The organism is Nonomuraea sp. NPDC049695 (genome assembly GCF_040674955.1).
Classification (GTDB): Bacteria; Actinomycetota; Actinomycetes; order Streptosporangiales; family Streptosporangiaceae; genus Nonomuraea; species Nonomuraea helvata.
The window spans coordinates 36,620-59,428 of record NZ_JBFANV010000028.1; the positions used below are offsets into that span (position 1 = coordinate 36,620).

Here is a 22,809-nt window from a genome sequence, read left to right on the forward strand (position 1 = left end):
GGGATTGGTTCTGGGGTTTGGGGAGAAGTGGGGGAAAAGGTGGAATATTGGAGTAAACCGGGAGTGGGGGATAAGCGTCTGCGGTCTGACAATTGTCGTACATTCCGGGTTATGGGATGAAACATTATGTCAGCAGTTAAGGCTTAGTGTGGTCAATTGATTACTGTTGGTTATCGTCGCTTCAATGTGACCAATCCGTAGCCGTTCGCCATGACGACAGGCCGGATCAGTGCGGGCATCATGCCTATCGTGAGCGAGGGAAGCGTCGCCGACGCCAAAATTGGGGTAAGGCTCGCGTCGAGACTTCCGGCACGGACGGATGACTCCGACCTTAGGGAACTGACGAGCCTCGCCGTGCAGGGGGATCGCAGTGCGATCGAATCCCTGCTCGGTGAGTTGCGTCCGATGGTGGTGCGGTATTGCCGCGCCCGGCTGGGCAGGGTTTCAGGGCAATATCACATTGCCGATGACGTAGCCCAGGAGGTGTGCATCGCGGTCCTGTCCGCGCTGCCGCGATACCGGGACATGGGGCGGCCGTTCGCCTCCTTCGTGTTCGGGATCGCCTCGCACAAAGTGGCTGACGCGCTGCGGAGTTCGGTGCGCTCGGCCGTACCTACTCAGGATCTGCCCGACGGCCCGGACGACGGGCCGGGGCCCGAGGAGACGGTGGTCCGCTACATCGAGGTCGAGCACGCGCGGCGGCTGCTGGCCCGGCTGCCCCAGAATCAGCGCGAGTTGCTGCTGTTGCGGGTGGTGTCGGGGTTGTCTGCCGAGGAGACCGGTAATGTACTCGGTATGTCACCGGGTGCGGTCCGCGTCGCCCAGCATCGGGCGCTGGCCAGGTTGCGGCAGATGGCCGAGCTGGAGTCGGCTTGACGCCAGAGGAAGAGACCGACGCGCTGCTCGATGCGCTCGGTCGTGGAGAGATGCCTGACTCAGGCGATCCAGCGGCGCGGCTGCTGGCCGCGCTGCTCGATGATGTCGGTCAGCGGCGCTCCTCCGTGTCGATGACGCCGTCGACATAGCCTCTGGCGTACTCCCAGCTGACGTAGTCGGCCGGGTCCGGGTGAAAGGCCGGCTCGTGGACCTGCGGCTGGCCCTTTTCGATCATTTGTCGTAGGTTGCCGCGCAGCAGCTCCCAGTCGAAGAAGTGCTGCTCGCCGCATTCAGGGCAGTCGAGTACGAGACCCAGCACTCCCTGCGGTTCGAGCAGGGAGCGAAAGACCTCGACGTCAGCGAGGTCCGTGATGGCCTCGTCACGCTCGGCCGCGGTGAGTGGCTCGGCGTCGTCGAGCGCGCCCATCGCCGAGGAAGGGTCGTTCGGGTCGTCCGCGAACGGGTCGCGGGGGACGTCTTCCAGCACCTTCCCACCATATGACCGAAGCGGCCCGAGCGGTGGACATTACCTCAGCCATCCGCGTCTGGCGGCTTCCACGCCTGCGTGGAAGCGGGATTGAGCGCCCAATTCCGTCATGGCGTCCGCGAATCTCGCCCTGACCGTACGGACCGAAACACCTAGCTGGCGGGCTATGGAGTCGTCGCACATGCCCTGGGCTGCCAGGCGGAGAACCTGGACCATCCCCTCGCTCCTGCGGCCGCCCCACGGCAGCGGCACGGCCCTGGCCCACAGCTCCCTGAACAGGGTTCGCAGCAGGCCCACGACGACGGGCGTGCGTACAAGATAGAAGTTGTACGCATGATCGGGCAGGTTGCCGCCCCAGAACGGGGGCAGCCCGGCGACCTCCGACCCGGCCGTCATGAACCAGCTCGGCACCCGGTCCAGCGTGCGTACCTTGCCGCCGGCGTCGAGCAGGCGGGTGAGCTGATCGCGTACGCCGGGCAGCACCAGGGTGGACACCGGCACGATCGCATGGACCGCCAGAAGCTCTCGTTTCTGCGCATCAATCCACGTATCCGCAAATTTCCGGGCAAAGTCGGTCATGGTGCGCTCGTCCGGAAGTGCGGTCATCAATTCCGTCGGCGGGGACTGTACGGCAAGGCCGACCACGCTCTCGTACAGCACGTCCGCCCCGTTCACCATCTCCACCGTGAAGGTGCCGCTCTGGTAGTCGCGCCCGGCGTCGTAGTCGCGGATCAGCGACCGGATCGAGCCGAACGCGGTGTCGATCCTGCGGCTCTCCTCCGCCAGCCGGTCGAGCCGCTCGGCGATCACCCGGCCCAGGGCCGCCGCGGGGTGTCTGGCCAGGTATTCCCCCGACTGCTCGTCGATCACGCCCAGCTTGACGAGGTCGTCGAGCTGGCGGCCGACCTTCTCGACGGGACCGTCCATGGCCAGGGCGAGATCGGTGATGGTCGCTCGATGCAGGCGCAGCACCGCGGAGTACAGCGCGGTCTGTGCCGGGTCTAGGCCCAGTGTCTCGAAGGGATCAGACACTGGAGGCGACTGGTTGCGCATGTGGGGCGGCTCCGTCGGGGGGACACGGGCGTGCCGTGAGAATAACCCCGCAATACGCTCGTGTCCCCCCGTTGCCCTGACTGGCGGGGGCGAAGTGCAACTTCATGAACTTGCACGTTTTCGCATTGCGCTGTTCCGTTCCGTAACGCACCCTTTACCTAGCGTCGGCATCCTGCGAGGGCTGCGGTGGCACCGGCCATCAGGACGCGGAGGGGGGTTCGGTGGCGTGAGCGCCGCCACACCCGGATGCCGGTGGCCGGGGGATGGGACGGATCACCGACCGGCCCATCCCCCGGCACTTTTCATGCCGGGGGTACGACGGACCGTGGGGGTCATCGTGCCCCCGGCATCCTCATGTCCATACGTGGGAAGCAACCGAGGTAGGTGGGGCCATGGGTGCTGCGACGCGGTTTGGAGGCAGGGCCTAGACTTGGCTCAATCAGCGCAACGGCAGGAGGGGGCCGCAGCATGTCCAAGTTCACCGAAACAGGTTTGACCTTCGATGACGTGCTGCTGGTGCCCGCGTATTCAGACTTGCAGCCGGGTGAGGCCGACACCAGCTCGCGCCTGTCCCGCAACATCACGCTCTCCATCCCGCTGGTCTCCGCGGCCATGGACACCGTCACCGAGGCCCGCATGGCGGTCGCCATGGCCCGCCAGGGCGGCATCGGCGTCCTCCACCGCAACCTGTCGGTCGACGAGCAGGCCCAGCAGGTCGACCTGGTCAAGCGGTCCGAGGCCGGCATGGTCACCAACCCGGTGACCTGCAGCCCGGACGACACGCTGGCCGACGTCGAGCGGCTCTGCGCCACGTACCGGATCTCGGGTGTGCCCGTGACGGACGTGGACGGCACGCTGCTGGGCATTGTGACAAACCGCGACATGCGCTTCGAGACGGACCACTCGCGCCTCGTACACGAGGTCATGACCAAGATGCCGCTCGTCACCGCCCCGGTGGGCGTGTCGCGTGATGAGGCGTTCGCCCTGCTCCGGCAGAACAAGATCGAGAAGCTGCCCCTGGTCGACTCCGACGGCAGGCTGCGCGGCCTGATCACGGTCAAGGACTTCACCAAGAGCGAGCAGTACCCGCTCTCCACCAAGGACGCCGATGGCCGGTTGATCGTGGGGGCGGCCATCGGCGTCGGCGGCGACGCCGAGCTGCGGGCCAAGGCGCTGATCGAGGCCGGGGTCGATGTGGTGGTCATCGACGTGGCCCACGGTCACTCCAAGGGCCTGGCCGACATGGTCGGCAAGATCAAGGCCAACAGCAGGGTCGAGGTCGTCGCGGGCAACATCGCGACCAGGGCCGGGGCGCAGATGCTGGTCGACGCGGGCGCCGACGCGGTCAAGGTGGGCGTCGGGCCCGGCTCGATCTGCACCACGCGGGTGGTGGCCGGGGTCGGCGCGCCGCAGGTCACGGCCATCTACGAGGCCTCCAGGGCGTGTGGCCCCGCGGGCGTGCCGGTCATCGGCGACGGCGGCCTGCAGTACTCCGGCGACATCGTCAAGGCCATCGCCGCCGGCGCGGACACGGTCATGCTCGGCTCGCTGCTCGCCGGGTGCGAGGAGTCGCCGGGTGAGCTGATCTTCATCAACGGCAAGCAGTTCAAGTCGTACCGCGGCATGGGCTCGCTCGGCGCGGTGCGCAACCGCGAGCGCGGTGGCACCTCCTACAGCAAGGACCGCTACGCCCAGGCCGACGTCGGCGGCGACGACAGGTACATCCCCGAGGGCATCGAGGGCCAGGTGCCCTACCGCGGCCCGGTCGCGGCCGTCGCCCACCAGCTCGTCGGGGGCCTGCGCCAGGGCATGTGGTACGCCGGCTGCCGCACGATCGAGCAGATGCACACCGACTGCGAGCTCATGCCGATCACGGCGGCGGGCCTCAAGGAGAGCCACCCCCACGACATCCAGATGACCGTGGAAGCTCCGAACTATCACAGAAGGTAAGTTCATGACTCAGCAGGTGGAGATCGGCCGGGGTAAGGCCGGGCGGCGGGCGTACTCGCTTGACGAGATCGGCCTGGTTCCCTCGCGGCGCACCCGGGACCCGGAGGAGGTCTCGATCGCCTGGCAGATCGACGCCTACCGCTTCGAGCTGCCGGTGGTGGTCGCCCCCATGGACAGCGTGGTGTCCCCGGCGACCGCGATCGAGATCGGCCGGCTCGGCGGTCTCGCGCCGCTCGACCTCGAAGGGCTCTGGACGCGGTACGAGGACCCGTCTCCGCTGCTGGAGGAGTGTGCCGCACTCGACGCGGCGGCGGCCACCAAGCGGCTCCAGGAGATCTACGCGGCGCCCATCCAGGAGGAGCTGATCGGCCGCCGGATCGAGGAGATCCGGGCGTCCGGCGTCACCGCCGCTGTGCGGCTGTCCCCGCAGCGCACGGTCCAGTACCACAAGGCCGTGATCGACGCGGGCGTCGACATCTTCGTCATCCGCGGCACCACCGTATCGGCCGAGCACGTGTCGGGCCGGGCCGAGCCGCTCAATCTCAAGCAGTTCATCTACGAGCTCGACGTGCCGGTCATCGTGGGCGGCTGCGCGACGTACACGGCGGCCCTGCACCTCATGCGCACGGGCGCGGCGGGCGTGCTGGTGGGCTTCGGCGGCGGCGCCTCGCACACGACCCGCAACGTGCTCGGCGTGGCCGTGCCGATGGCCACCGCGATCTCCGACGTGGCGGCGGCGCGCCGCGACTACATGGACGAGTCGGGCGGGCGCTACGTGCACGTGATCGCCGACGGCGGCATGGGCACCTCCGGTGACATCGCCAAGGCCATCGCGTGCGGGGCCGACGCCGTGATGGTGGGCTCGCCGCTGGCGCGGGCGGTCGAGGCCCCCGGCCACGGGTTCCACTGGGGGTCGGAGGCGCACCACCCGGACCTGCCGCGGGGCCGGCGGGTGGAGTTCGGCACGGTCGGCACGCTCGAGCAGATCCTGCACGGGCCGTCGAGCGTGGCGGACGGCTCGATGAACCTGATGGGCGCCCTGAAGCGGACCATGGCCTCCACCGGCTACTCGGACATCAAGGAGTTCCAGCGGGTCGAGGTCGTGGTGGCCCCCATCCAGCGCTGACGCTCATGCCGGAGGGCGCGGTCGAGCGGGTGTTCCGCGAGGAGTACGGCCGGGCGGTCGCCGTGCTCGTGCGGGTCTTCGGCGACATCGACATCGCCGAGGAGGCGGTGCAGGAGGCGTTCAGCGTGGCGGTGCGGCAGTGGCCGTCCGCCGGGGTACCGCCCAGCCCGGCCGGGTGGATCATCACGACCGCGCGCAACCGGGCCATCGACCGGCTGCGCAGGGAGTCGGCGCGGCCCGGCAAACACGCCCAGGCCGCGCTGCTGCAGGCCGTCGACGGGCCCCAGGACGTGGGGCCCGTACACGACGACCGGCTGCGGCTGATCTTCACCTGCTGTCACCCCGCGCTCGCCATGCACGCGCGGGTCGCTCTGACGCTTCGGCTGCTCGGCGGGCTGACGACGGCGGAGATCGCCCGCGCGTTCCTGGTGCCGGAGCCGACCATGGCGCAGCGCCTGGTGCGGGCGAAGAGCAAGATCCGTGCCGCCCGCATCCCGTACCGGGTCCCCGAGGAGGCCGACCTGCCCGAGCGGCTGCGGGCGGTGCTGGCCGTGGTCTACCTGGTCTTCAACGAGGGCTATACGGCCAGCTCCGGCGATCGGCTGGTCCGGGAGCACCTGTGTGCCGAGGCCATCCGGCTCGGCCGGCTGCTGGCCGAGCTCATGCCGGACGAACCCGAGATCATGGGGCTGCTCGCGCTCATGCTGCTGACCGAGTCGCGGCGCGCCGCCCGTACCTCCGAGGGAGGCGAGTTGGTGCCGCTCGCCGAGCAGGACCGGGGGCTGTGGGATCGCGCGCTCGTCGAAGAGGGGCAGGAGCTCGTACGGCGGTGCCTGCGGCGCAACGAGCCCGGCCCCTACCAGATCCAGGCCGCGATCAACGCCGTGCACAGCGACGCGGCGGCGGCGCGGGACACGGACTGGCGGCAGATCATGCGACTGTACGACCTGCTGGCGGCCTTCGACCCCGGGCCGGTCGTGGCCGTGCACCGGGCGGTGGCCGTGGCCGAGGTGGAGGGGCCGGAAGCGGCGCTGGGACTGCTCGACGGGCCCGATGATTACTACCTGTTCCATGCGGTACGAGCCGATCTGCTGCGGCGGCTCGGGCGCGAGGCGGAGGCCGTGGCGGCGTACGAGGCGGCGATCGCGCTGGCAGGCAACGAGGTCGAGCGGACTTTCCTGCGGAAACGGGCGGAGACATGACGAGGGTGTGCGTGGTCACCGGGGCCAATCGGGGGATCGGGCTGGAGGTGGCGCGGCAGCTCGCGCTGGCCGGCGACACCGTGGTGCTGACGGCCAGGGACGTGCGCAAGGCCGAGAAGGCCGCCGCCGGGCTGGGCGGGGCGGTGGAGGCGAGGCGGCTCGACGTGTCCGATGCCGGGTCCGTCGAGAGGTTCGCCCGGGAGCTGGGCCATGAGCGGGTCGACGTGCTGGTCAACAACGCGGCCATTCACTACGACACCTGGCAGCGGGCCACCGGCGCGGATCTGGGCGTCGTCCAGGAGGCGCTGGAGACGAATCTGCTCGGGGCGTGGCGGGTGACGCAGGCGCTGCTGCCGCTGCTGCGGGCGAGCAGGCACGGCCGGGTGGTGAACGTCTCCAGCGAGGCCGGGTCGCTGGCCTCCATGGGAGCGGGGACGCCGGCCTACGCGGTGTCCAAGGTCGCGCTCAACGCGCTCACCAAGATGCTCGCCGCCGAGCTGCGCGGCGAGAGGATCCTGGTCAACGCGGTCTGCCCCGGGTGGGTCGCCACCGACATGGGCGGCCCCGGCGGGCGGCCGGTCACGGAGGGCGCGAGGAGCGTGCTGTGGGCGGTCGATCTGCCGGACGGCGGGCCGACCGGCGGGTTCTTCCGCGACGGGCGCGCGCTGCCCTGGTGATCACCGGGGCTGTCGAGAGGCCGGTGCCCTAGCATGCGGGCATGGCCGACCTTCGCCACACGCACGAGCTCGCCTTCGCCGGCGACGTGGTCATCAAGCGCTACATGGACAGCAAGCCCGGCGCGGCCGAGCGCGAGTGGCGCGCGCTGAACCTGCTGGCCGAGTACGCCCCCGGCCTGGCCCCCGAGCCGATCGGCTACGAGGCGGGCGTGGTGACGATGTCCCGGATCGACGGGGTGCCGCTGCGCGGGCTGTTCGCGACGGCCGTACACGTCACGGCGCTGGTCGAGGCGCTCACCGAGCTGCACACGGCGGTGCCGTCCGACGTGCTCAGGGCCGTCCCGCTGCGCCCGTGGCAGCTCGAGGCGGTCGCCGACTGGGTGCGGCGGCGCGGCGCGAGCTGGGAGCCGCGCGACCCGCCGGCGGACCGGGCGGTCAGGGAGGGCCTGCGGTGGCTGGAGAGCTGGTCGCCGGGCGATTCGGGGGTCATGCCCGTGTTCGGGGCGGGCGACGGCAATCTGGCGAACTTCCTGTGGGACGGCGTACGCGTCCGCATCGTCGACTACGAGGACTCCGGGCGCAGCGACCTGGCCTTCGAGCTGGCGGAGATGGCCGAGCACGTGTCGATGTGGGTGGACGGCGAGGTGGAGATCGCGCACCGGTTCGAGCTGAGCCCGCCGGTGGAGCGGCGGCTGCGCGAGTGCCGCAAGGTGCACGCCCTGGTCTGGCTGTTCCTGCTCTCGCGCGAGCACCCGCGCAATCCGCCGGGCACCTTCGGGCGACAGGTCGAACGCGTGCTGGCAACATTGGGCGCATGAGACGGGCAGGAGCAGCGGACAAGGCCGCCGTCGAGCGCCTGGTGCACGACGCCTACGCGCCGTGGATCGAGGTCGTCGGTATGCGACCGCTGCCGATGGAGGCCGACTACGCGGCGCTCATCGACGCGGGCCGGGTGCACGTCACGGACGAGCTCGACGGGCTCATCGTGCTCGTCCCCGAAGACGGCGTCCTGCTGGTGGAGAACGTCGCCGTGCGCCCCGGCCGGCAGGGGGTCGAGGGCCGCTCCGCCGTGATGATGCGCAAGCGGCTCAGCCCGTGAGGACCCCCAGGAGGTGGCTGACCTCCCTGGCCACCGCGTCGCGCCCGGCCTTGAGGTATTTCCGGGAGTCGACGACGCGCTCGTCGTGGGTCAGGTAGTCGCGCACGGCGCCGGTGAACGCCTTGTTCAGGTGCGTCGCGATGTTGATCTTCTTCATGCCGTTCCGCACGGCCTCGCGCAGCACGTCGTCGGGCACCCCTGACGAGCCGTGCAGCACCAGCGGCACCGGCACCGCGGCCCGCAGCTCGGCGATGAGCTCCAGGTCCAGCACCGCGTCCTTGGTGGTCATCGCGTGGGAGGTGCCCACGGCCACGGCCAGCGCGTCGACGCCGGTCCTGGCCACGTAGTCGACCGCCTCGTGCGGCTTGGTGCGCGCGCCGGGGGCGTGCACGCCGTCCTTGCCCCCGACCTCGCCCAGCTCTGCCTCGACCCACACGCCCCGCTCGTGGCACCAGGCGGCGACCTCGGCGGTCGTGCGGACGTTCTCCTCGTCGGGCAGCGCCGAGGCGTCGTACATGACCGAGCCCAGACCCAGCCCTACCGCCTCCTCCACGAGCGCCCGGTCGGTGGCGTGGTCGAGGTGGACCGCGACCGGCACCTCGGCGCGCCTGGCGACCGCCAGGGCGGCCAGCGCGACGGGCTCGAGCGCGCCGTGGTAGCGGACGCAGTTCTCGCTGATCTGCAGCACGACCGGCAGGCTCAGGGCCTCGGCGCCGGTCACGATGGCGGTGGCGTGCTCGAGCTGGATCACGTTGAACGCGCCCACCCCGGCGGGCGACTGGCTGACGATGTCGCCGATGGCGGCGAGGGGCATGCCGGGCTCCTTACGTGACGATGATCTGGGGGTGGATGTCGGCGTACACGTCGGGGTCGAAGTCGCCCGCCACGGGCGCGGCCACGGCCGCCGCGCCGAGGGCCGCGGCCCGCCGGAGGCTGTCGGGCCAGGGCGCCGACTCCACCAGACCCAGCGCCAGCCCGGCGACGAGCGAGTCGCCCGCCCCCGTCGGGTTGCCGCGCACGGTGTACGGCATGCGCGCCGTGAACGTCCCCTCCCCGGTGACCGCCAGCAGCCCGTCGGCGCCCATGGAGACCACCACGGCCTCGGCGCCCTGGCTGCGCAGCGCCTGGGCGCCCTCGGCCGGGGTGCCGCCGGGCACGGCCCTGGCCAGCTCCTCCCGGTTGGGCTTGACCACGGAAGGACGGCCCTTGGGGGCGTGGCGGAGCGGGTCGCCGTCGGCGTCCACGATCGCCGGGACTCCGCGGTCCGCGGCGATGGAGGCCAGCGTGGCGTAGGTGTCGGCGGGGACGCCGCGGGGGAGGCTGCCCGAGATGACGACCGCGCCGGCGGTGGCGAGCAGCGACGCGTAGTGCCGTACGAAGCCCGCCAGCTCGGCGGGGGTGACCTCGGGCCCCGGCTCGTTGAAGAGCGCGGTGCGCGTCCCGGCCTGCTCCGAGACGGCCAGCGTGGTGCGGGAGTCGGCGGCGATGGCGCACAGCGCGCCGGGCAGGCCAGCCGCCCGCAGGTCGTCCTCGATCGCCTGCCCCGTGGGCCCGCCCGCCAGCCCGGTGACCAGCACGTCCTGGCCGAGCGCGGCCAGCACGCGGGCCACGTTGACGCCCTTGCCGCCCGCCCGTCTGTGGACCGCGCCGACCCGGTTGACCCCGTCCCAGTCGACCTCCGGGACCTGGTAGGTCACGTCGAGCGCGGCGTTGAGCGTCACGGTGAGGATCATCGGGGCTCCGTGACCCAGGCGCCGTCCTTCATCACCCCGGCCACCTCCAGCGAGTCGGACAGCACCACCAGGTCGGCCGCCTTGCCCACGGCGATCGAGCCGATCCTGTCTGCCAGCCCCAGCACCCGCGCGGGCGTCAGGGACGCCACCTGGACCGCGTCGGGCAGCGACATCCCGACCTCCTGGACGCTGCGCCGGAACGCGACGTCCATGGTCAGCGTGGACCCCGCGATCGAGCCGCCCTCTACCAGCCTGGCCACGCCGCCGTCCACGCGCACCCGCATGGGGCCGAGCACGTAGTCGCCGTCGCCGAGGCCGGCGGCCGACATCGCGTCCGTGATCAGCGCCGTCCTGCCGGGGCCCGCCACCTCGTACGCCAGGCGCAGCATGGCCGGGTGCACGTGCACGCCGTCGTTGATCAGCTCGACCGTCACCCGCTCGTCGTCGAGCAGCGCGGCCACCGGGCCGGGCGCGCGGTGGCCGAGCGGCGGCATCGCGTTGTAAAGGTGGGTGGCCACGCTCGCGCCCGCCTCGATGCCCGCGATCGTCGTGTCGTAGTCGGCGTCGCTGTGGCCGAGCGCCGCGATCACGCCTTCGGCGGCGGCCATGCGGATCGTGTCGAGCGCGCCGGGCAGCTCGGCCGCGATGGTCACCATGCGTACGTGCCCGCGCCCCGCCTTGACCAGCGTCGCGAACTCCCGCGGCGACGGCTCCCGCAGCAGGGTCGGGTCGTGCGCGCCGCAGCGCGCCTTGGAGATGTACGGGCCCTCGAAGTGGATGCCGGCCAGCAGCCCTTCCTCGCAGAGCTCGGCCAGCGCCGACGCGGCCCGGATCAGGCCGTCGGGCGAGTCGGTGACGAGGCTCGCCATCGTCGTGGTGGTGCCGTGGCGGCGGTGCAGCTCGACGGCCTCACGTGCCTTGTCCTGCTCGCCGGTCGGGAACGAGCCGCCCGCGCCGCCGTGGTTGTGGATGTCCACGAACCCCGGGATGACGTGCCGCCCGCCCACGCTCAGGCCCTGACCCGGTGCGGATCCGCGGCCGACATGCGTGATGCGGCCGTCTTCGATGGTCAGCCACCCCTGGTGAACTCCCTCGGGCGTCACGATCCTGGCGTCGGCAAGAGTAAGGCTCATGAAGAAAGGATCACAGATCGCGTGAGGTGCATGGGCTCGTCGGGGTTCAGCCCCTGGGCGAACGCCCGGGCGACGGCCACCCGCTGGGCCCTGATCAGCTCGGCCATCGGGTCGAGCGCGGTCTCGAAGAACGTCCCGCCGGTCTCCTCGACCTGCGCGCGCAGGCCCTCGGGCGCGGTGCCGAGCATCCAGGTCACGCGCCCCGGGGCGGCGATGCTGATCGGGCCGTGCCGGTACTCCATCGCCGGGTACGCCTCCGTCCACGAGCGGGACGCCTCGCGCATCTTCAGCGCGGCCTCCTGCGCCAGCCCGACCGACCAGCCGGTGCCGAGGAAGCTGAACTGCTCGGCCCCCACCAGCTCGTCCGGCAGCGGCGCGGCCAGGGCCTCCTCGGCGTCCTCCACGGCCTGCGTGAGGTCCTCGCCGAGGCTGGCACGCAGCAGGGCGAGCTGCGTGGTGGCGAACCTGGTCTGCACGACCGACCGCTCGTCGGCGTAGTCGAGCACGACGACCTTGTCGGCGGCCTTCATGATCGGCGTGTTGGGGTCGGCGGTGATGGCCGTGGTCCGCGTGGCCGTCCTGGAGAGCAGCTCCAGCACCTCGGTCGTGGTGCCGGAGCGGCTCAGGGCGAGCACGCGGTCGTACGAGCGGTCGATCGGGGCCTCGGAGGCGGCGAAGGCGTCGGTCTCGCCGTGGCCGGCCCGCTCGCGCAGCACGGCGTACGCCATCGCGATGAACCACGACGTGCCGCAGCCGACGACGGCGACCCGCTCGCCATGGCGCGGCAGCGCGTCGGCGGGGACGCTCGCGACGGCGCGGCGCCAGCACGACGGCTGGGACGCGATCTCGGCCTCGGTGTGGGTGGTCACCACTTGCCTCCCCGGAGATTGATTGTTTCTGCTGGATTTATATCAGGAAGGAGCATTAATGGACACCGGTGGCTCTGTCCTGTGCCGTTGTGCCACGCTTGCCCTTGTCGCCACCTGCCCCTGTCGCCATCGCCTAGGAGGCCTCGTGTCCCGCTATGACCGCTGGAACGCCATCCTCGAGCTGCTGGCCCAGGAGGGCAGGCTGTCGGTGGAGGAGGCCGCCCGGGCGCTCGACGTCTCCACCGCGACGATCCGGCGGGATTTCGACCAGCTCGCGCAGCAGCAGATGCTCATGCGCACGCGAGGCGGCGCGGTCGCGCAGAGCGTGAGCTACGATCTGCCGCTGCGGTACAAGACGGCCAGGCACGCCGACGAGAAACACCGCATCGCCGCCGCGGCGGCCGAGCTGGTGACGCCCGGGGCCGTGGTGGGGCTCAACGGCGGCACCACCACGTCGGAGCTGGCGCGCACGCTCGCGACGACGCCGACGCTGGAGAGCGGGTTCACGATCGTCACGAACGCGCTGAACATCGCGGCCGAGCTGACCGTGCGGCAGCACGTCAAGATCGTGGTGACGGGTGGGGTGGCCAGGCAGCAGTCGTACGAGCTCATCGGGCCGCTGGCGACCGGGGTGCTCGAGCAGGTGACGCTGGACGTGGCGTTCCTGGGGGTGGACGCGCTGGACGTCGAGGTGGGGGCCTCGGCGCACCACGAAGGGGAGGCCAGCGTCAACCACCTGCTGATCAGCCGGGCGGCGCAGGTCGTCGTGGTGGCCGACTCCTCCAAGATCGGCAAGCGGGCGTTCTCGCGGATCTGCCCGATCGGCCAGATCGACACGCTGGTCACGGATGATCAGCTCTCCGACGCGCTGGCCGGGGAGCTGACGGACGCCGGGGTGAAGGTCGTCCGCGCCTGACCCGGCGGCCGTCCCTTGGGGCCAGGGCTGGACGCGTGCGGGGGGCCGCACTTGGGCGGTGGCGTTACAGGGCGAGGGGCCCGAGGGTAGGTATGGAGCGCAGGCGACAAAGCCGTACCAGGGGGAGATATGACGCCGGGAAGGTGTGTGGCTCGGCTCGGGCCCGCGGAGCGGACCGAGGCGCTGGAGCGCATGGCCGCGCAGGACTTCGACGTGGTCGTGGTGGGCGGCGGCGTCGTGGGGGCGGGGATCGCGCTCGACGCCGCCACCCGGGGGCTCGACGTGGCGCTGGTCGAGGCCAGGGACTTCGCCTCCGGCACGTCCTCCCGCTCGTCCAAGCTCATCCACGGCGGCCTGCGCTACCTGGAGCAGCTCAACTTCGAGCTGGTGCGCGAGGCCCTGCAGGAGCGCGCGCTGCTGCTGCAGCGGATCGCGCCGCACCTGGTCAGGCCGGTGCCGTTCCTCTTCCCGCTGACCCACTTCGCGTGGGAGCGGCCGTACGTCGGCGCGGGCGTGGCGCTCTATGACACGCTCGGCCTGGCGACCGGGATCGCCCGCGGCGTGCCGGGCCACCGGCACCTGTCCAGGTCGCGGGCGCTGCGGCTGGCCCCGGCGCTCAAGAAGACCGCCTTCACCGGCGCCGTCCAGTACTGGGACGCGCAGGTGGACGACGCCCGTTACGTGACGACCCTGCTGCGCACCGCCGCGACCTACGGCGCCCTCGTCGCGCCGCGGGCACAGGTGGTGGGGTTCCTGCGGGAGGGCGAGCGGGTCACCGGTGTGCGCGTGCGCGACCTGGAGCTCGGCGACGAGCTGGAGGTACGCGCCCAGCAGGTGGTGAACGCCACCGGCGTCTGGACCGACGACATCCAGCAGCTCGTCGGCGGCCGCGGCCAGATCCACGTACGCGCCTCCAAGGGCATCCACCTCGTGGTGCCCAGGGACCGGATCCACTCGCTGACCGGGATCATCCTGCGTACGGAGAAGTCGGTGCTCTTCGTGATCCCCTGGGGCCGCCACTGGATCATCGGCACCACCGACACGGACTGGACGCTCGACAAGGTTCACCCGGCCGCCTCCCGCACGGACATCGACTACCTGCTCGACCACGTGAACGCCGTCCTGTCCGTCCCCCTGACCCGTGACGACGTCGAAGGCGTCTACGCGGGGCTGCGGCCGCTGCTGTCGGGCGAGTCCGACGAGACGTCCAAGCTGTCCAGGGAGCACGTGGTGACGCACCCGGTGCCGGGCCTGGTGATGATCGCCGGTGGGAAGTACACGACGTACCGGGTCATGGCCAAGGACGCGGTGGACACGGTGGTGCACGGGCTCGGCCAGCGGGTGCCGGGCTCGTGCACCGACCGCATCCCGCTCGCGGGCGCCGAGGGCTACCAGGCGCTGTGGAACTCCAGGCACCGCCTGGCCCACACCTCCGGTCTGCACGTGGCCAGGATCGAGCACCTGCTGCAGCGCTACGGCTCGCTGATCGACGAGGTGCTGGAGCTGATCGAGCGCGATCCGTCACTGGGCAGGCCACTGTCGGGGGCTGACGACTATCTGCGCGCCGAGATCGTCTACGCCGCCACCCACGAGGGGGCCAGGCACCTCAACGACGTGCTGACCCGGCGTACGCGGATCTCCATCGAGACCTTCCACCGCGGCCTGGCCGTGGCGCAGGAGGCGGCCGAGCTGCTGGCCGGGCCGCTGGACTGGGACGGCGAGCAGGTGAAGAGGGAGGTGGAATACTACGCCAAGCGGGTCGAGGCCGAGCGGCGCTCGCAGGAGCAGGACTCCGACCAGGAGGCCGACGCGATCAGGCTCGGCGCGCCGGAGATCGTCCCTGTCGTTCTGCCGGAGCATTCACCATGAGTGAGCGTAGCGAGCGAATAATTAGACACGCGAACGGTTCGCTCATGCGACCGACGAAGGAGGGCGCATGAGTGAACCCTCGAAGCAGTTGTCCGATCCCCGCCGGTTGCTGGAGGGATATCTCGATCACTACCGCGAGGAGATCCTGCGCAAGCTGGACGGCTTCCCCGAGCCTGAGGTGAGCCGGGTGCCGTCGGGGTGGACGCCGGTGGCGATGCTCAAGCACCTGGCGTACGTCGAGCGGCGCTGGTTCCAGTGGGACTTCGCAGGCGAGCAGGTGGCAGATCACATGGGTGACCGCGACGAGGAGGGCGCGCTCGTCGCGGGCGAGTCGCTGGAGGAGCTCAAGGAGGTCTACCTGGCGGCGTGCGAGCGGTCCAGGCAGATCGCGGCGGCGGCGCAGCTTTCCGACGTGGCCTCGCAGATCGGCAGGTTCCAGCCGCCCAAGGAGCCTCCGACACTGGGGTGGATCATGTTCCACGTCCTGGAGGAGTACATGCGGCACGCCGGGCACCTCGACATCGCCCGGGAGCTGGCCGAAAGCTGAAAAGAGGGGCGGGCGGCACGCGGCGCTGCGGGATCCGCGTACCGCCCTTCCAGGATGGCCTCTAGTACTGCGTGGAGTCGTGCACGTCGAGCAGCGGCTCCTTGACGCCGTCGCCCGAGTCGTCGGTCCAGTTGGAGTTGCCGGTGGAGATCAGCTTGGCGCGTACGGCCAGCGCGCCCGCCCTGGTCGTCGGCTTGCGGCTGCCCGAGGTGAGGATGCCGGCCGCGCCCGCCACGTGGGGGCTGGCCATCGAGGTGCCGCTGATCGTGTTGTAGCCGCCGTTCATCCACGTCGAGTAGATGCAGGTGCCGGGCGCGGTGATCTCGACGGTGGAGCCGAAGTTGGAGTAGAACGCCGAGGTGTCGTCCTGGTCGGTCTCGCTGCGGCAGGAGAGCGTGCTGCCGCCCGCGCCGCCGGGCAGGCCGTCGTTGTCGGTCAGCGCCGAGACCGTGACCACGTCCGGGTGGTTGGCGGGGAAGAACGCGGACGTGTTCGCGTGGCTGTTGCCCGCGGCCACGACGACCACGATGCCGGCGTTGGTGGCGTTCGTGATCGCGGTGCTGATGGCGCTGCTCGAGCAGCCGTTGCAGCCCAGGCTCAGGTTGATGACCTCGATGGTGGAGGCGCGTGCCACGACCCAGTCGAGCCCGGCCGCGATGGCGGACAGGGTGCCGGAGCCGGCCGAGTTGAGCACCTTGACGCCGTGGATGCGGGCGCCGGGCGCGACGCCGACCGAGCCGACGGTGTTGTCCTTGGCGCCGATGATGCCCGCTACGTGTGAGCCGTGGCCGTTGTCGTCGGTGCCGGTGTTGTTGAGGCAGATGCCGGTCACGCAGTTGGCGCGGGCGACCACGTTCAGGTCGGGATGGGTGTAGTCCACGCCGGTGTCGACGACCGCGACGTCCACGTCGACGCGCACGTCATCGACGCCGTCGATGTCCAGGTTGGGGTTGTTGGGGGCGAAGATGCGCTTGACGCCCGTGGGCGTGGTCTGGGCGAATGTCGTGACCACGGCGTCGGGCTCGACGCTGAGCACGTTCGGGTTCTGCTTGAGCCGCTCGGCGGCGGTCGCGCTGAGGCGGGCGGTGTAGCCCTTGAACGCGTGCTCGTAGACGCCGACGAGCTCGCCGCCGTACTGCGACACCTGGTCCTGGGCGGCGGAGCGGGGGGCCGCCCGCAGCGTCGGCTTGAGCTGGACGATGTACGTCTCCTGCGCGTCCTGCGTGGCGGCGGAGACGGCCGGCGGCGTCAGGGGTAACGCCAACGCGCTGACGAGCAATGCGAGCAGGGGGGTGCGTGATCGCATGGCACGTGGGCCCTTCCTGTGATGGGACTGGAGAGGCCTGTGGGATGACAGGCCCCACCAATCCGACATTACATGGTTAGTAAAGTTTTCATCACGTGTCGAGGGGCTGTCCATGGATAAAGGTGCCAATTTCGTACGAAATCGGCACCTTTCTTGCTTAGCGCAGTGGGATCCACGCCTGCTGGGCCAGTGTGGCGGCGTCGTTGACCTGGACACCGTCGTACGAGACCGTCCAGATCGAGTCGCCGATGACCATCGCGCGGTCGATCCCGGCCTCGTTCGCCGGGTGCTTGATCATGCCGAGCTTCGACACGCCGGAGTCGTCGATCTTCAGCACGAGCGCGCCCGACTCGGTCTGCTGGAACAGCGGGATCACCGCCAGGCCGGTCTTCGGCCAGTACAGGAACGCGTGCGGGTCCCACTCGGCCGCCGAGCCCGAGTCCTTCTGGAACAGCTGCGACAGCCTGCGCGGACTGGCCGGGTCGCTGACGTCGAACAGCGAGATCTGCGTGCCCAGCGTCCTGCCCTTCTCGCTGGCCTCTTGGCCGATGCCGATCAGGCGGCCCTCGGCGCCGGGGTGCAGGTACGCCGAGTAGCCGGTGATCTTCAGCTCGCCCGTCACCTTGGGCGCCGCCGGGTCGCGCAGGTCCAGCGTGTAGAGCGGGTCTACCTGCTTGAACGTGACGCAGTAGCCCACCGGGCCGATGAACCTGACCGAGTAGATGCGCTCGCCCCGGCCGAGGCCGCCGACCTCGCCCGTCTTGGCCAGGGTGTCGGCCTTGAGCACGTACACGGCGCTGGAGCTGTTCTCGCCGTCCTGGGAGGTGAGCGTGGTCGCGACGCGGAGGTGGCCGTCGTACTCCGACAGCGAGTACTGGTTGAGCAGCCGTCCGGGGACCTTGCCCGAGGCCACGTAGGAGGGGGCACCGGGCGAGGAGATGTCGAACCGGTGGACCTCCGTCTCCTCCGGCGGGATGGTGGGTGTGGGGGTGGGCGTGGGTTCGGAGCTGCCCGTTGGTTGCGGGTCCGTGGGTGTGGGCTCCTCGGCCGGGGCGACCCCTGCCGAGGTCTGCGCGGCCGGGGTTTCGGGGGTGGCCGGGGTGTCCTCCACCGGCTGGGGCATCCACCAGCGCGGGTTGCTGGCCACGTAGAGGCTGCTGCCGGTGCCGTACACGATGTCGCCGTCGGCCGCCAGGCTGATCGGGTCGGTGCCGGCCGCGGTGACGCCCTGCGCGAGGTCGATGGTGTGCACGGTGAGCAGCGACGTGCCGGTGTAGTCGGCCGGGTGGCTGATCCGCTCGCACTTCACGGAGTCCTTCTTGACCGTCCCCGACGCGTCCGTGATCTCGGTCTTGGGGAGCCAGGCCTCGGCGGGGGCCTTGCGTACCGCCGCCTGGTTGCGCTTGACGCGCTCGGCCTCCGAGACCTCCCCGTTGATCACGGGGAACGTGATCTCCGGCTGGCTGCGGGTGACCAGCCTGACCGTGGAGCCGACCATCCTGGCGTCCACGTACGAGCCCTGGGTCTTGATCGTGCTCAGCACCTTGGGCTGCCCTGAGAGATCGACCAGCACGTATTTCGTCTCACCTGGCCGGACGAAGTCCCTCATCTTGTACATGATGTCGCCGCCGCGCATGAGCACCAGTGCGCGGTCGCCGGAGACCAGCAGGTCGCCGGAGCCGCCGGGCCGGCCCTTCTCCGTCAGCTTGAGTGAGGCGGTGACCTTCCTGGTGGCGGTGTCGATGATCCGCAGGGTGCCGTCGTTGACGGTGATGACCCGGTTGCCGTCGGTCTTGACCGCGTCGGGCTCGTCCACGCCGGCCTCGTGCACGTTCGTCGTGGAGTGCTCGGGGGTGTCCGCCTTCTCGGAGGCCACGCGGGCGTCCTTCGCCAGGGCCGCGTAGGGCAGGATGCCGCCGTCGAAGCCGTACGCGCTGACGTTCTGGGCGGCGTGCTCGCGCAGCCCGGACAGCAGGTCGTCGCAGCTGGTGTAGGCCACCAGGCGGATCGCGCCGAGCGGGCTCGTCCTCGGCTTCGGCGGCGGCTCCGCGGCCGTGGAGGTGCAGGCGACTGTTACCGTCGCGAGCGCCGCGGCGGTCGCGGCCGCACGGATCAGCGTCTTCATGCCCTCATTGACGGCTCTCCCGGCCGGATGGTTCAGGACCGCCTGTTGGGATTGACGGTGAAGACCGGGCTGAAGTCGATCTTGTCGGGCACCTCCAAGAGCTTGCGCACCAGCTTCCCGGTGAAGTCGACCACCTGGACCTCGTCGTTGGTGCCGTTGTCCTGCTCCCAGCAGTAGAGGTGGGTCTCGTCGTAGAAGCCGAGGACCTTGTCGCAGTCGGAGGAGAACTTGCGCACCCGCTCGCCCGACCTGGAGTCCCAGACGCAGTGGTCGCCGTCGCCCCCGTTGGGGCAGTTGGTGACGAACGTCTTACCCGAGGGCGAGAAGATGTCCTGCGTGCCGGCGGACAGCGTGCCGATGCCCGTCGTGGAGTGCGTGGCCTTGCCCTCCGAGTCGAAGAAGCGCAGGCTGCGGTTCTTCTCGCTGCCGTAGACGTTGACCGCGCCGTCCTCGGCGCCGTCGAAGCCGAAGGCCGTCTGGCGCACCGAGGTGTCGGAGACGTTCACGGTGGTGGCGTGTTTCCTGGCCACGTCGATCAGGACGAATCCGAGGTAGTTCCAGTCGTCGCCGATCTTCTTCTCGACGTTGAGCAGGATCTTGGAGCCGTCCTTCGACCAGGCCCTGATGCTGCTGATCAGCGGCTCCTTGACGGTCTTGATCGTCGTACGGTCGCCGCTCTGCCTGTCGGTGATGACGACGAAGTCGAAGTCGTCCGAGCTGTAGCTCCTGCCCCTTGTCGCGAGATAGCGGCCGTCGGGGGAGACCATGGACTCCCAGTTGCCGGCGTACTTCGTGTACGACCCGTGCAGGGAGCCCCTGGCGAAGTCGATCCAGTCGTCCTTCTTCTTGTCGTAGACCTCATAGGACGTCAGGACGACGGCGTCGCGCGGATCCTCGTAGAGGTACATGCCGCTCGCGCCCGGGATCGACACCCTGTCGCCCGTCGCCGGCACGGCCGGCTGGCTGGGCGACTGGCTGGTGGTCGTCTTGGACCTGGTCGGGCCGGGTGCCGGGGTGCGCGCGGGGTCGGCCAGCGTGCCCTTGTCGGCCTGGATGTACACGATCACACCCGCCAGGATCAGCAGCGCGACCGCCACCGTGATGCCGGCGATGAGCGGGCCCCGGCTTTTCTTCCGCGGCGGGCGCGGCTGCTCCATCCAGCTCGGATGGGTGGGCTGCTGCCCGTAGGGGCCCGGAGGTTGCCACGAGGGCTGGGCGGACGGCGCGACGGAGCCCGTGTGCGGGACCGGGCCCGAGTACGGGTTGGGGCCGGACGGCGGTCCCAGCGGATAGGGGCCGGACGGCGGACCCGCGTACGGTCCCGACATGGGTCCTGACACGGGTCCTGACGGTGCGGAGAAGGGGGGCGCGGGCGTGGGGGCGGCCTCGGCCGCGGCCTGCGCGAGGATGCCGGGGTTCGGCGCGGAGCTCGGTGCGGAGCCGGGCGCGGGGTGCCGCAGCAGCCGCATGATGACCTGCTCGGCCGTCGGCCGCTGCGCCGGGTCCTTGGCCAGGCACGCGGCCGCCACGTCACGCAGCTGGCCGTCCAGCACGCTCAGGTCGGGATGGTGGTTGAGCACGCGGTTGATCACCGCGGGCATCGTGTCGCTGCCGAACGGCGCCTGACCGGAGGCGGCGAAGATCATAGTGCTGGCCCACGCGAACATGTCGGAGGCCGGACCGACCGTGTGGCCCATGATCTGCTCGGGCGACATGTACGCCGGCGTGCCCACGACCATGCTGCTGATCGTCGCGGTGGCGTTCAGCGCCCGCGCGATGCCGAAGTCGATCACTCGGGGGCCGTCGGCGCCGATGATCACGTTGGCCGGCTTGAAGTCGCGGTGCACGATGCCCGCCTGGTGGATCGCGGCGAGCGCGGTGGCGGTGCCGATGGCCAACCGGTGCAGGACGGAGCCCGTGCGCGGCCCCTCTTCCTGCACGACCCGGTGTAAGGAGGGCCCCTCGATGAACTCGCTGATGATGTACGGCCGATCCTGCTCGGCCCCGGTGCCGAGGACGGCCGCGGTGCAGAACGGCGCCACCTGCTGGGCCACCTGGACCTCGCGCAGGAACCTCTCGACGCTCACCTGGTCGCCCGACAGGTCGGGCCGTAGCCACTTGACCGCAACCCGTGAGTCATTGTGGCCTTTGGCCAGGTAGACGACGCCTTGACCGCCCTCGCCCAGCCGGCCGAGGAGATCCAGGCCCCCTAGCCGCTGTGGATCTCCTGGGCGTAGCGGAGCGAAGGTTGCCATGTAGGGATTCTGGCCCTACGGCGCGCATCCGCAAAAACTACCCGCCGGTAGCCGGGCGGAATATCCTTCTGCCATGCACGTGACGTCCAGCGGTAGGACACGGCACATCATCGCCCCCTTTACCGGCGAAACCCTCGCCGAGCTGCCCATATCGGACGTTGACGACGTCCGCCGGGCGTACGAGAAAGCCAGGGCGGCCCAGGCCGACTGGGCGGCCAGGCCCGCGGCGGAACGGGCGAAACCGTTCCTGCGGCTGCACGACGCGATCCTGGACCGGAGGGACGAGATCCTCGACATCGTCCAGAACGAGACCGGCAAGGCCCGCAAGCACGCCTTCGAGGAGGTGCTCGACGTCGCGGGCTGCAGCCTCTACTACGCCCGCCGCGCGCCCGGCCTGCTCGCCCCGCGCGCCCGCAAGGGCATCTTCCCCGTGGCCACCCGCGTGTCGGAGCTGCGCCGGCCCAAGGGCGTGGTCGCACTGATCTCCCCGTGGAACTACCCGCTCGCGCTCGGTGTCACCGACGCGGTGCCCGCGCTGCTGGCCGGGAACGCGATCGTGCACAAACCGGACACGCAGACCGCCCTGTCCGCGCTGTGGACCATCGACCTGCTGGCCGAGCTCGGCATGCCGCGCGACATCTGGCAGGTGGTGCTCGGCGAGCCGGCCGAGATCGGCGACGCGCTGCTCGACGACGCCGACTACGTGGGGTTCACGGGCTCGACGCGCGGCGGCAGGAAGATCGCCGAGGAGGCGGCCAAGCGGCTCATCGGCTGCTCGCTCGAACTGGGCGGCAAGAACCCGATGGTGGTGCTCGACGACGCGGACCTGGACGTGGCCGTACAGGGTGCCATCCGGGCCTGCTTCACGAACGCCGGCCAGCTCTGCCTGTCGATCGAGCGCCTGTACGTGCACGCGTCCGTGTTCGACGCGTTCGCCGAGCGCTTCGTCGCCCAGGCCAGGCAGCTCAAGCTGGGCGCGGGCCACGACTGGTCGGTGCAGATGGGCTCGCTGACCTCGCAGCGTCAGCTCGACACGGTCACCGCCCACGTCGAGGACGCCCTGGCCAAGGGCGCGACCCTGCTGACAGGCGGCAAGGCCAGGCCCGACCTGGGCCCGCTGTTCTACGAGCCGACCGTGCTCACCGGGGTCGGTGAGGACATGGAGCTGTGCCGCAACGAGACGTTCGGGCCGGTGGTGGCGCTCTATCCGTTCTCCACCGACGACGAGGTGGTCGAGCTGGCCAACGACACCATCTACGGCCTGAACGCCTCCATCTGGACCTCCAGCCTCTCGCGCGGCCGGGCGCTCGCCGCCCGCGTCAGAGCCGGCACGGTCAACATCAACGAGGGGTACGCCTCGGCCTACGCCTCCTACGACGCTCCCATGGGCGGCATGAAGGCCTCCGGTCTTGGCCGCCGGCACGGCGCGGAGGGGCTGCTGCGTTACACCGAGTCCAAGACGGTGGCCTCGCAGGCGGGCTGGCTGGGGTTCGAGCCGCCGTTCGGGCTGCCGTACGAGAAGTGGGCCGCCACCTTGGCCACCACGCTCAAGGCGATGCGGCGGCTCCACCTGAAGTGACGTCTGC

General features: G+C 70.5%; 20 protein-coding genes. 11 read left to right on the forward strand and 9 right to left on the reverse strand.

What is annotated here, in order from left to right:
• The first annotated feature begins 240 nt into the window (after positions 1-240).
• Entirely contained in the window at positions 241-876 is a 636-nt protein-coding gene (locus AB0J64_RS24200) for a sigma-70 family RNA polymerase sigma factor (protein WP_364030897.1), read from the forward strand.
• Positions 877-985: 109 nt separating this feature from the next.
• Here the strand turns inward: AB0J64_RS24200 and AB0J64_RS24205 are convergent, their stop codons facing one another.
• Positions 986-1,363 (reverse strand): DUF5319 domain-containing protein, encoded by a 378-nt coding sequence (locus tag AB0J64_RS24205; protein WP_090930411.1) that lies wholly within the window; start codon positions 1,361-1,363, stop codon positions 986-988.
• Between the two features lie 39 nt (positions 1,364-1,402).
• Positions 1,403-2,395 carry a helix-turn-helix transcriptional regulator gene (locus AB0J64_RS24210; protein ID WP_364030674.1) on the reverse strand — a complete coding sequence of 331 codons (993 nt, stop codon included), beginning with the start codon at positions 2,393-2,395 and terminating at the stop codon, positions 1,403-1,405.
• A 489-nt stretch (positions 2,396-2,884) separates the two neighbouring features.
• On the opposite strand from AB0J64_RS24210, the gene guaB reads away from it, so the two are divergent.
• The 6 genes from guaB to AB0J64_RS24240 are packed head-to-tail and all read left to right on the forward strand — an operon-like array spanning position 2,885 to position 8,470.
• Positions 2,885-4,366 (forward strand): IMP dehydrogenase, encoded by a 1,482-nt coding sequence (gene guaB / locus AB0J64_RS24215; protein WP_364030677.1) that lies wholly within the window; start codon positions 2,885-2,887, stop codon positions 4,364-4,366.
• Positions 4,367-4,370: 4 nt separating this feature from the next.
• Positions 4,371-5,492: a GuaB3 family IMP dehydrogenase-related protein gene (locus AB0J64_RS24220; protein ID WP_344997490.1), complete on the forward strand. Its 1,122-nt coding sequence runs from the start codon at positions 4,371-4,373 to the stop codon at positions 5,490-5,492.
• Between the two features lie 5 nt (positions 5,493-5,497).
• Entirely contained in the window at positions 5,498-6,694 is a 1,197-nt protein-coding gene (locus AB0J64_RS24225; RefSeq protein WP_364030681.1) for a sigma-70 family RNA polymerase sigma factor, read from the forward strand.
• Positions 6,691-7,371, forward strand: coding sequence for an SDR family oxidoreductase (locus AB0J64_RS24230; RefSeq protein ID WP_364030684.1), 681 nt, complete (start codon positions 6,691-6,693; stop codon positions 7,369-7,371). Before AB0J64_RS24225 ends, AB0J64_RS24230 begins: the two co-directional genes overlap by 4 nt.
• A 41-nt stretch (positions 7,372-7,412) precedes the next feature.
• Complete coding sequence (locus tag AB0J64_RS24235) at positions 7,413-8,189, forward strand: phosphotransferase (RefSeq protein WP_364030687.1); 777 nt, start codon at positions 7,413-7,415, stop codon at positions 8,187-8,189.
• Positions 8,186-8,470 (forward strand): hypothetical protein, encoded by a 285-nt coding sequence (locus AB0J64_RS24240; RefSeq protein WP_364030690.1) that lies wholly within the window; start codon positions 8,186-8,188, stop codon positions 8,468-8,470. The genes AB0J64_RS24235 and AB0J64_RS24240 overlap by 4 nt, the downstream gene beginning before the upstream one ends.
• On the opposite strand, the gene AB0J64_RS24245 is transcribed toward AB0J64_RS24240, so the two are convergent.
• The 4 genes from AB0J64_RS24245 to AB0J64_RS24260 are packed head-to-tail and all read right to left on the reverse strand — an operon-like array spanning position 8,460 to position 12,205.
• Complete coding sequence (locus AB0J64_RS24245; RefSeq protein WP_364030693.1) at positions 8,460-9,284, reverse strand: class II fructose-bisphosphate aldolase; 825 nt, start codon at positions 9,282-9,284, stop codon at positions 8,460-8,462. The two genes, AB0J64_RS24240 and AB0J64_RS24245, sit on opposite strands and share 11 nt — an antisense overlap.
• 10 nt (positions 9,285-9,294) lie before the next feature.
• On the reverse strand, positions 9,295-10,203 hold the full coding sequence (locus AB0J64_RS24250; protein WP_364030696.1) for a 1-phosphofructokinase family hexose kinase: 909 nt from the start codon (positions 10,201-10,203) through the stop codon (positions 9,295-9,297).
• Positions 10,200-11,336, reverse strand: coding sequence for an N-acetylglucosamine-6-phosphate deacetylase (nagA, locus tag AB0J64_RS24255; RefSeq protein WP_364030699.1), 1,137 nt, complete (start codon positions 11,334-11,336; stop codon positions 10,200-10,202). The genes AB0J64_RS24250 and nagA overlap by 4 nt, the downstream gene beginning before the upstream one ends.
• Positions 11,333-12,205, reverse strand: coding sequence for a sugar isomerase (locus AB0J64_RS24260; protein ID WP_364030702.1), 873 nt, complete (start codon positions 12,203-12,205; stop codon positions 11,333-11,335). The genes nagA and AB0J64_RS24260 overlap by 4 nt, the downstream gene beginning before the upstream one ends.
• 145 nt (positions 12,206-12,350) lie before the next feature.
• Here AB0J64_RS24260 and AB0J64_RS24265 point away from each other — a divergent pair, with 145 nt between their 5' ends.
• From AB0J64_RS24265 to AB0J64_RS24275, 3 genes are all read left to right on the forward strand, one after another.
• On the forward strand, positions 12,351-13,121 hold the full coding sequence (locus AB0J64_RS24265; RefSeq protein ID WP_364030705.1) for a DeoR/GlpR family DNA-binding transcription regulator: 771 nt from the start codon (positions 12,351-12,353) through the stop codon (positions 13,119-13,121).
• Between the two features lie 192 nt (positions 13,122-13,313).
• Positions 13,314-14,990, forward strand: a complete 1,677-nt coding sequence (locus AB0J64_RS24270; protein ID WP_364030900.1) for a glycerol-3-phosphate dehydrogenase/oxidase — start codon at positions 13,314-13,316, stop codon at positions 14,988-14,990.
• Positions 14,991-15,057: 67 nt separating this feature from the next.
• The gene (locus AB0J64_RS24275) at positions 15,058-15,537 is read left to right on the forward strand and encodes a DinB family protein (protein ID WP_364030708.1); all 480 of its coding nucleotides are present in this window, start codon (positions 15,058-15,060) and stop codon (positions 15,535-15,537) included.
• A 61-nt stretch (positions 15,538-15,598) separates the two neighbouring features.
• Here the strand turns inward: AB0J64_RS24275 and AB0J64_RS24280 are convergent, their stop codons facing one another.
• From AB0J64_RS24280 to AB0J64_RS24290, 3 genes are all read right to left on the reverse strand, one after another.
• The gene (locus AB0J64_RS24280) at positions 15,599-16,843 is read right to left on the reverse strand and encodes a S8 family serine peptidase (protein WP_364030711.1); all 1,245 of its coding nucleotides are present in this window, start codon (positions 16,841-16,843) and stop codon (positions 15,599-15,601) included.
• 157 nt (positions 16,844-17,000) lie between these two features.
• Positions 17,001-18,968: a beta-propeller domain-containing protein gene (locus AB0J64_RS24285; RefSeq protein ID WP_364030714.1), complete on the reverse strand. Its 1,968-nt coding sequence runs from the start codon at positions 18,966-18,968 to the stop codon at positions 17,001-17,003.
• 32 nt (positions 18,969-19,000) lie between these two features.
• Positions 19,001-21,223 (reverse strand): protein kinase, encoded by a 2,223-nt coding sequence (locus AB0J64_RS24290; RefSeq protein ID WP_364030717.1) that lies wholly within the window; start codon positions 21,221-21,223, stop codon positions 19,001-19,003.
• A 73-nt stretch (positions 21,224-21,296) separates the two neighbouring features.
• Here AB0J64_RS24290 and AB0J64_RS24295 point away from each other — a divergent pair, with 73 nt between their 5' ends.
• Positions 21,297-22,802, forward strand: coding sequence for a succinic semialdehyde dehydrogenase (locus AB0J64_RS24295; protein WP_364030720.1), 1,506 nt, complete (start codon positions 21,297-21,299; stop codon positions 22,800-22,802).
• Positions 22,803-22,809 lie beyond the last annotated feature (7 nt).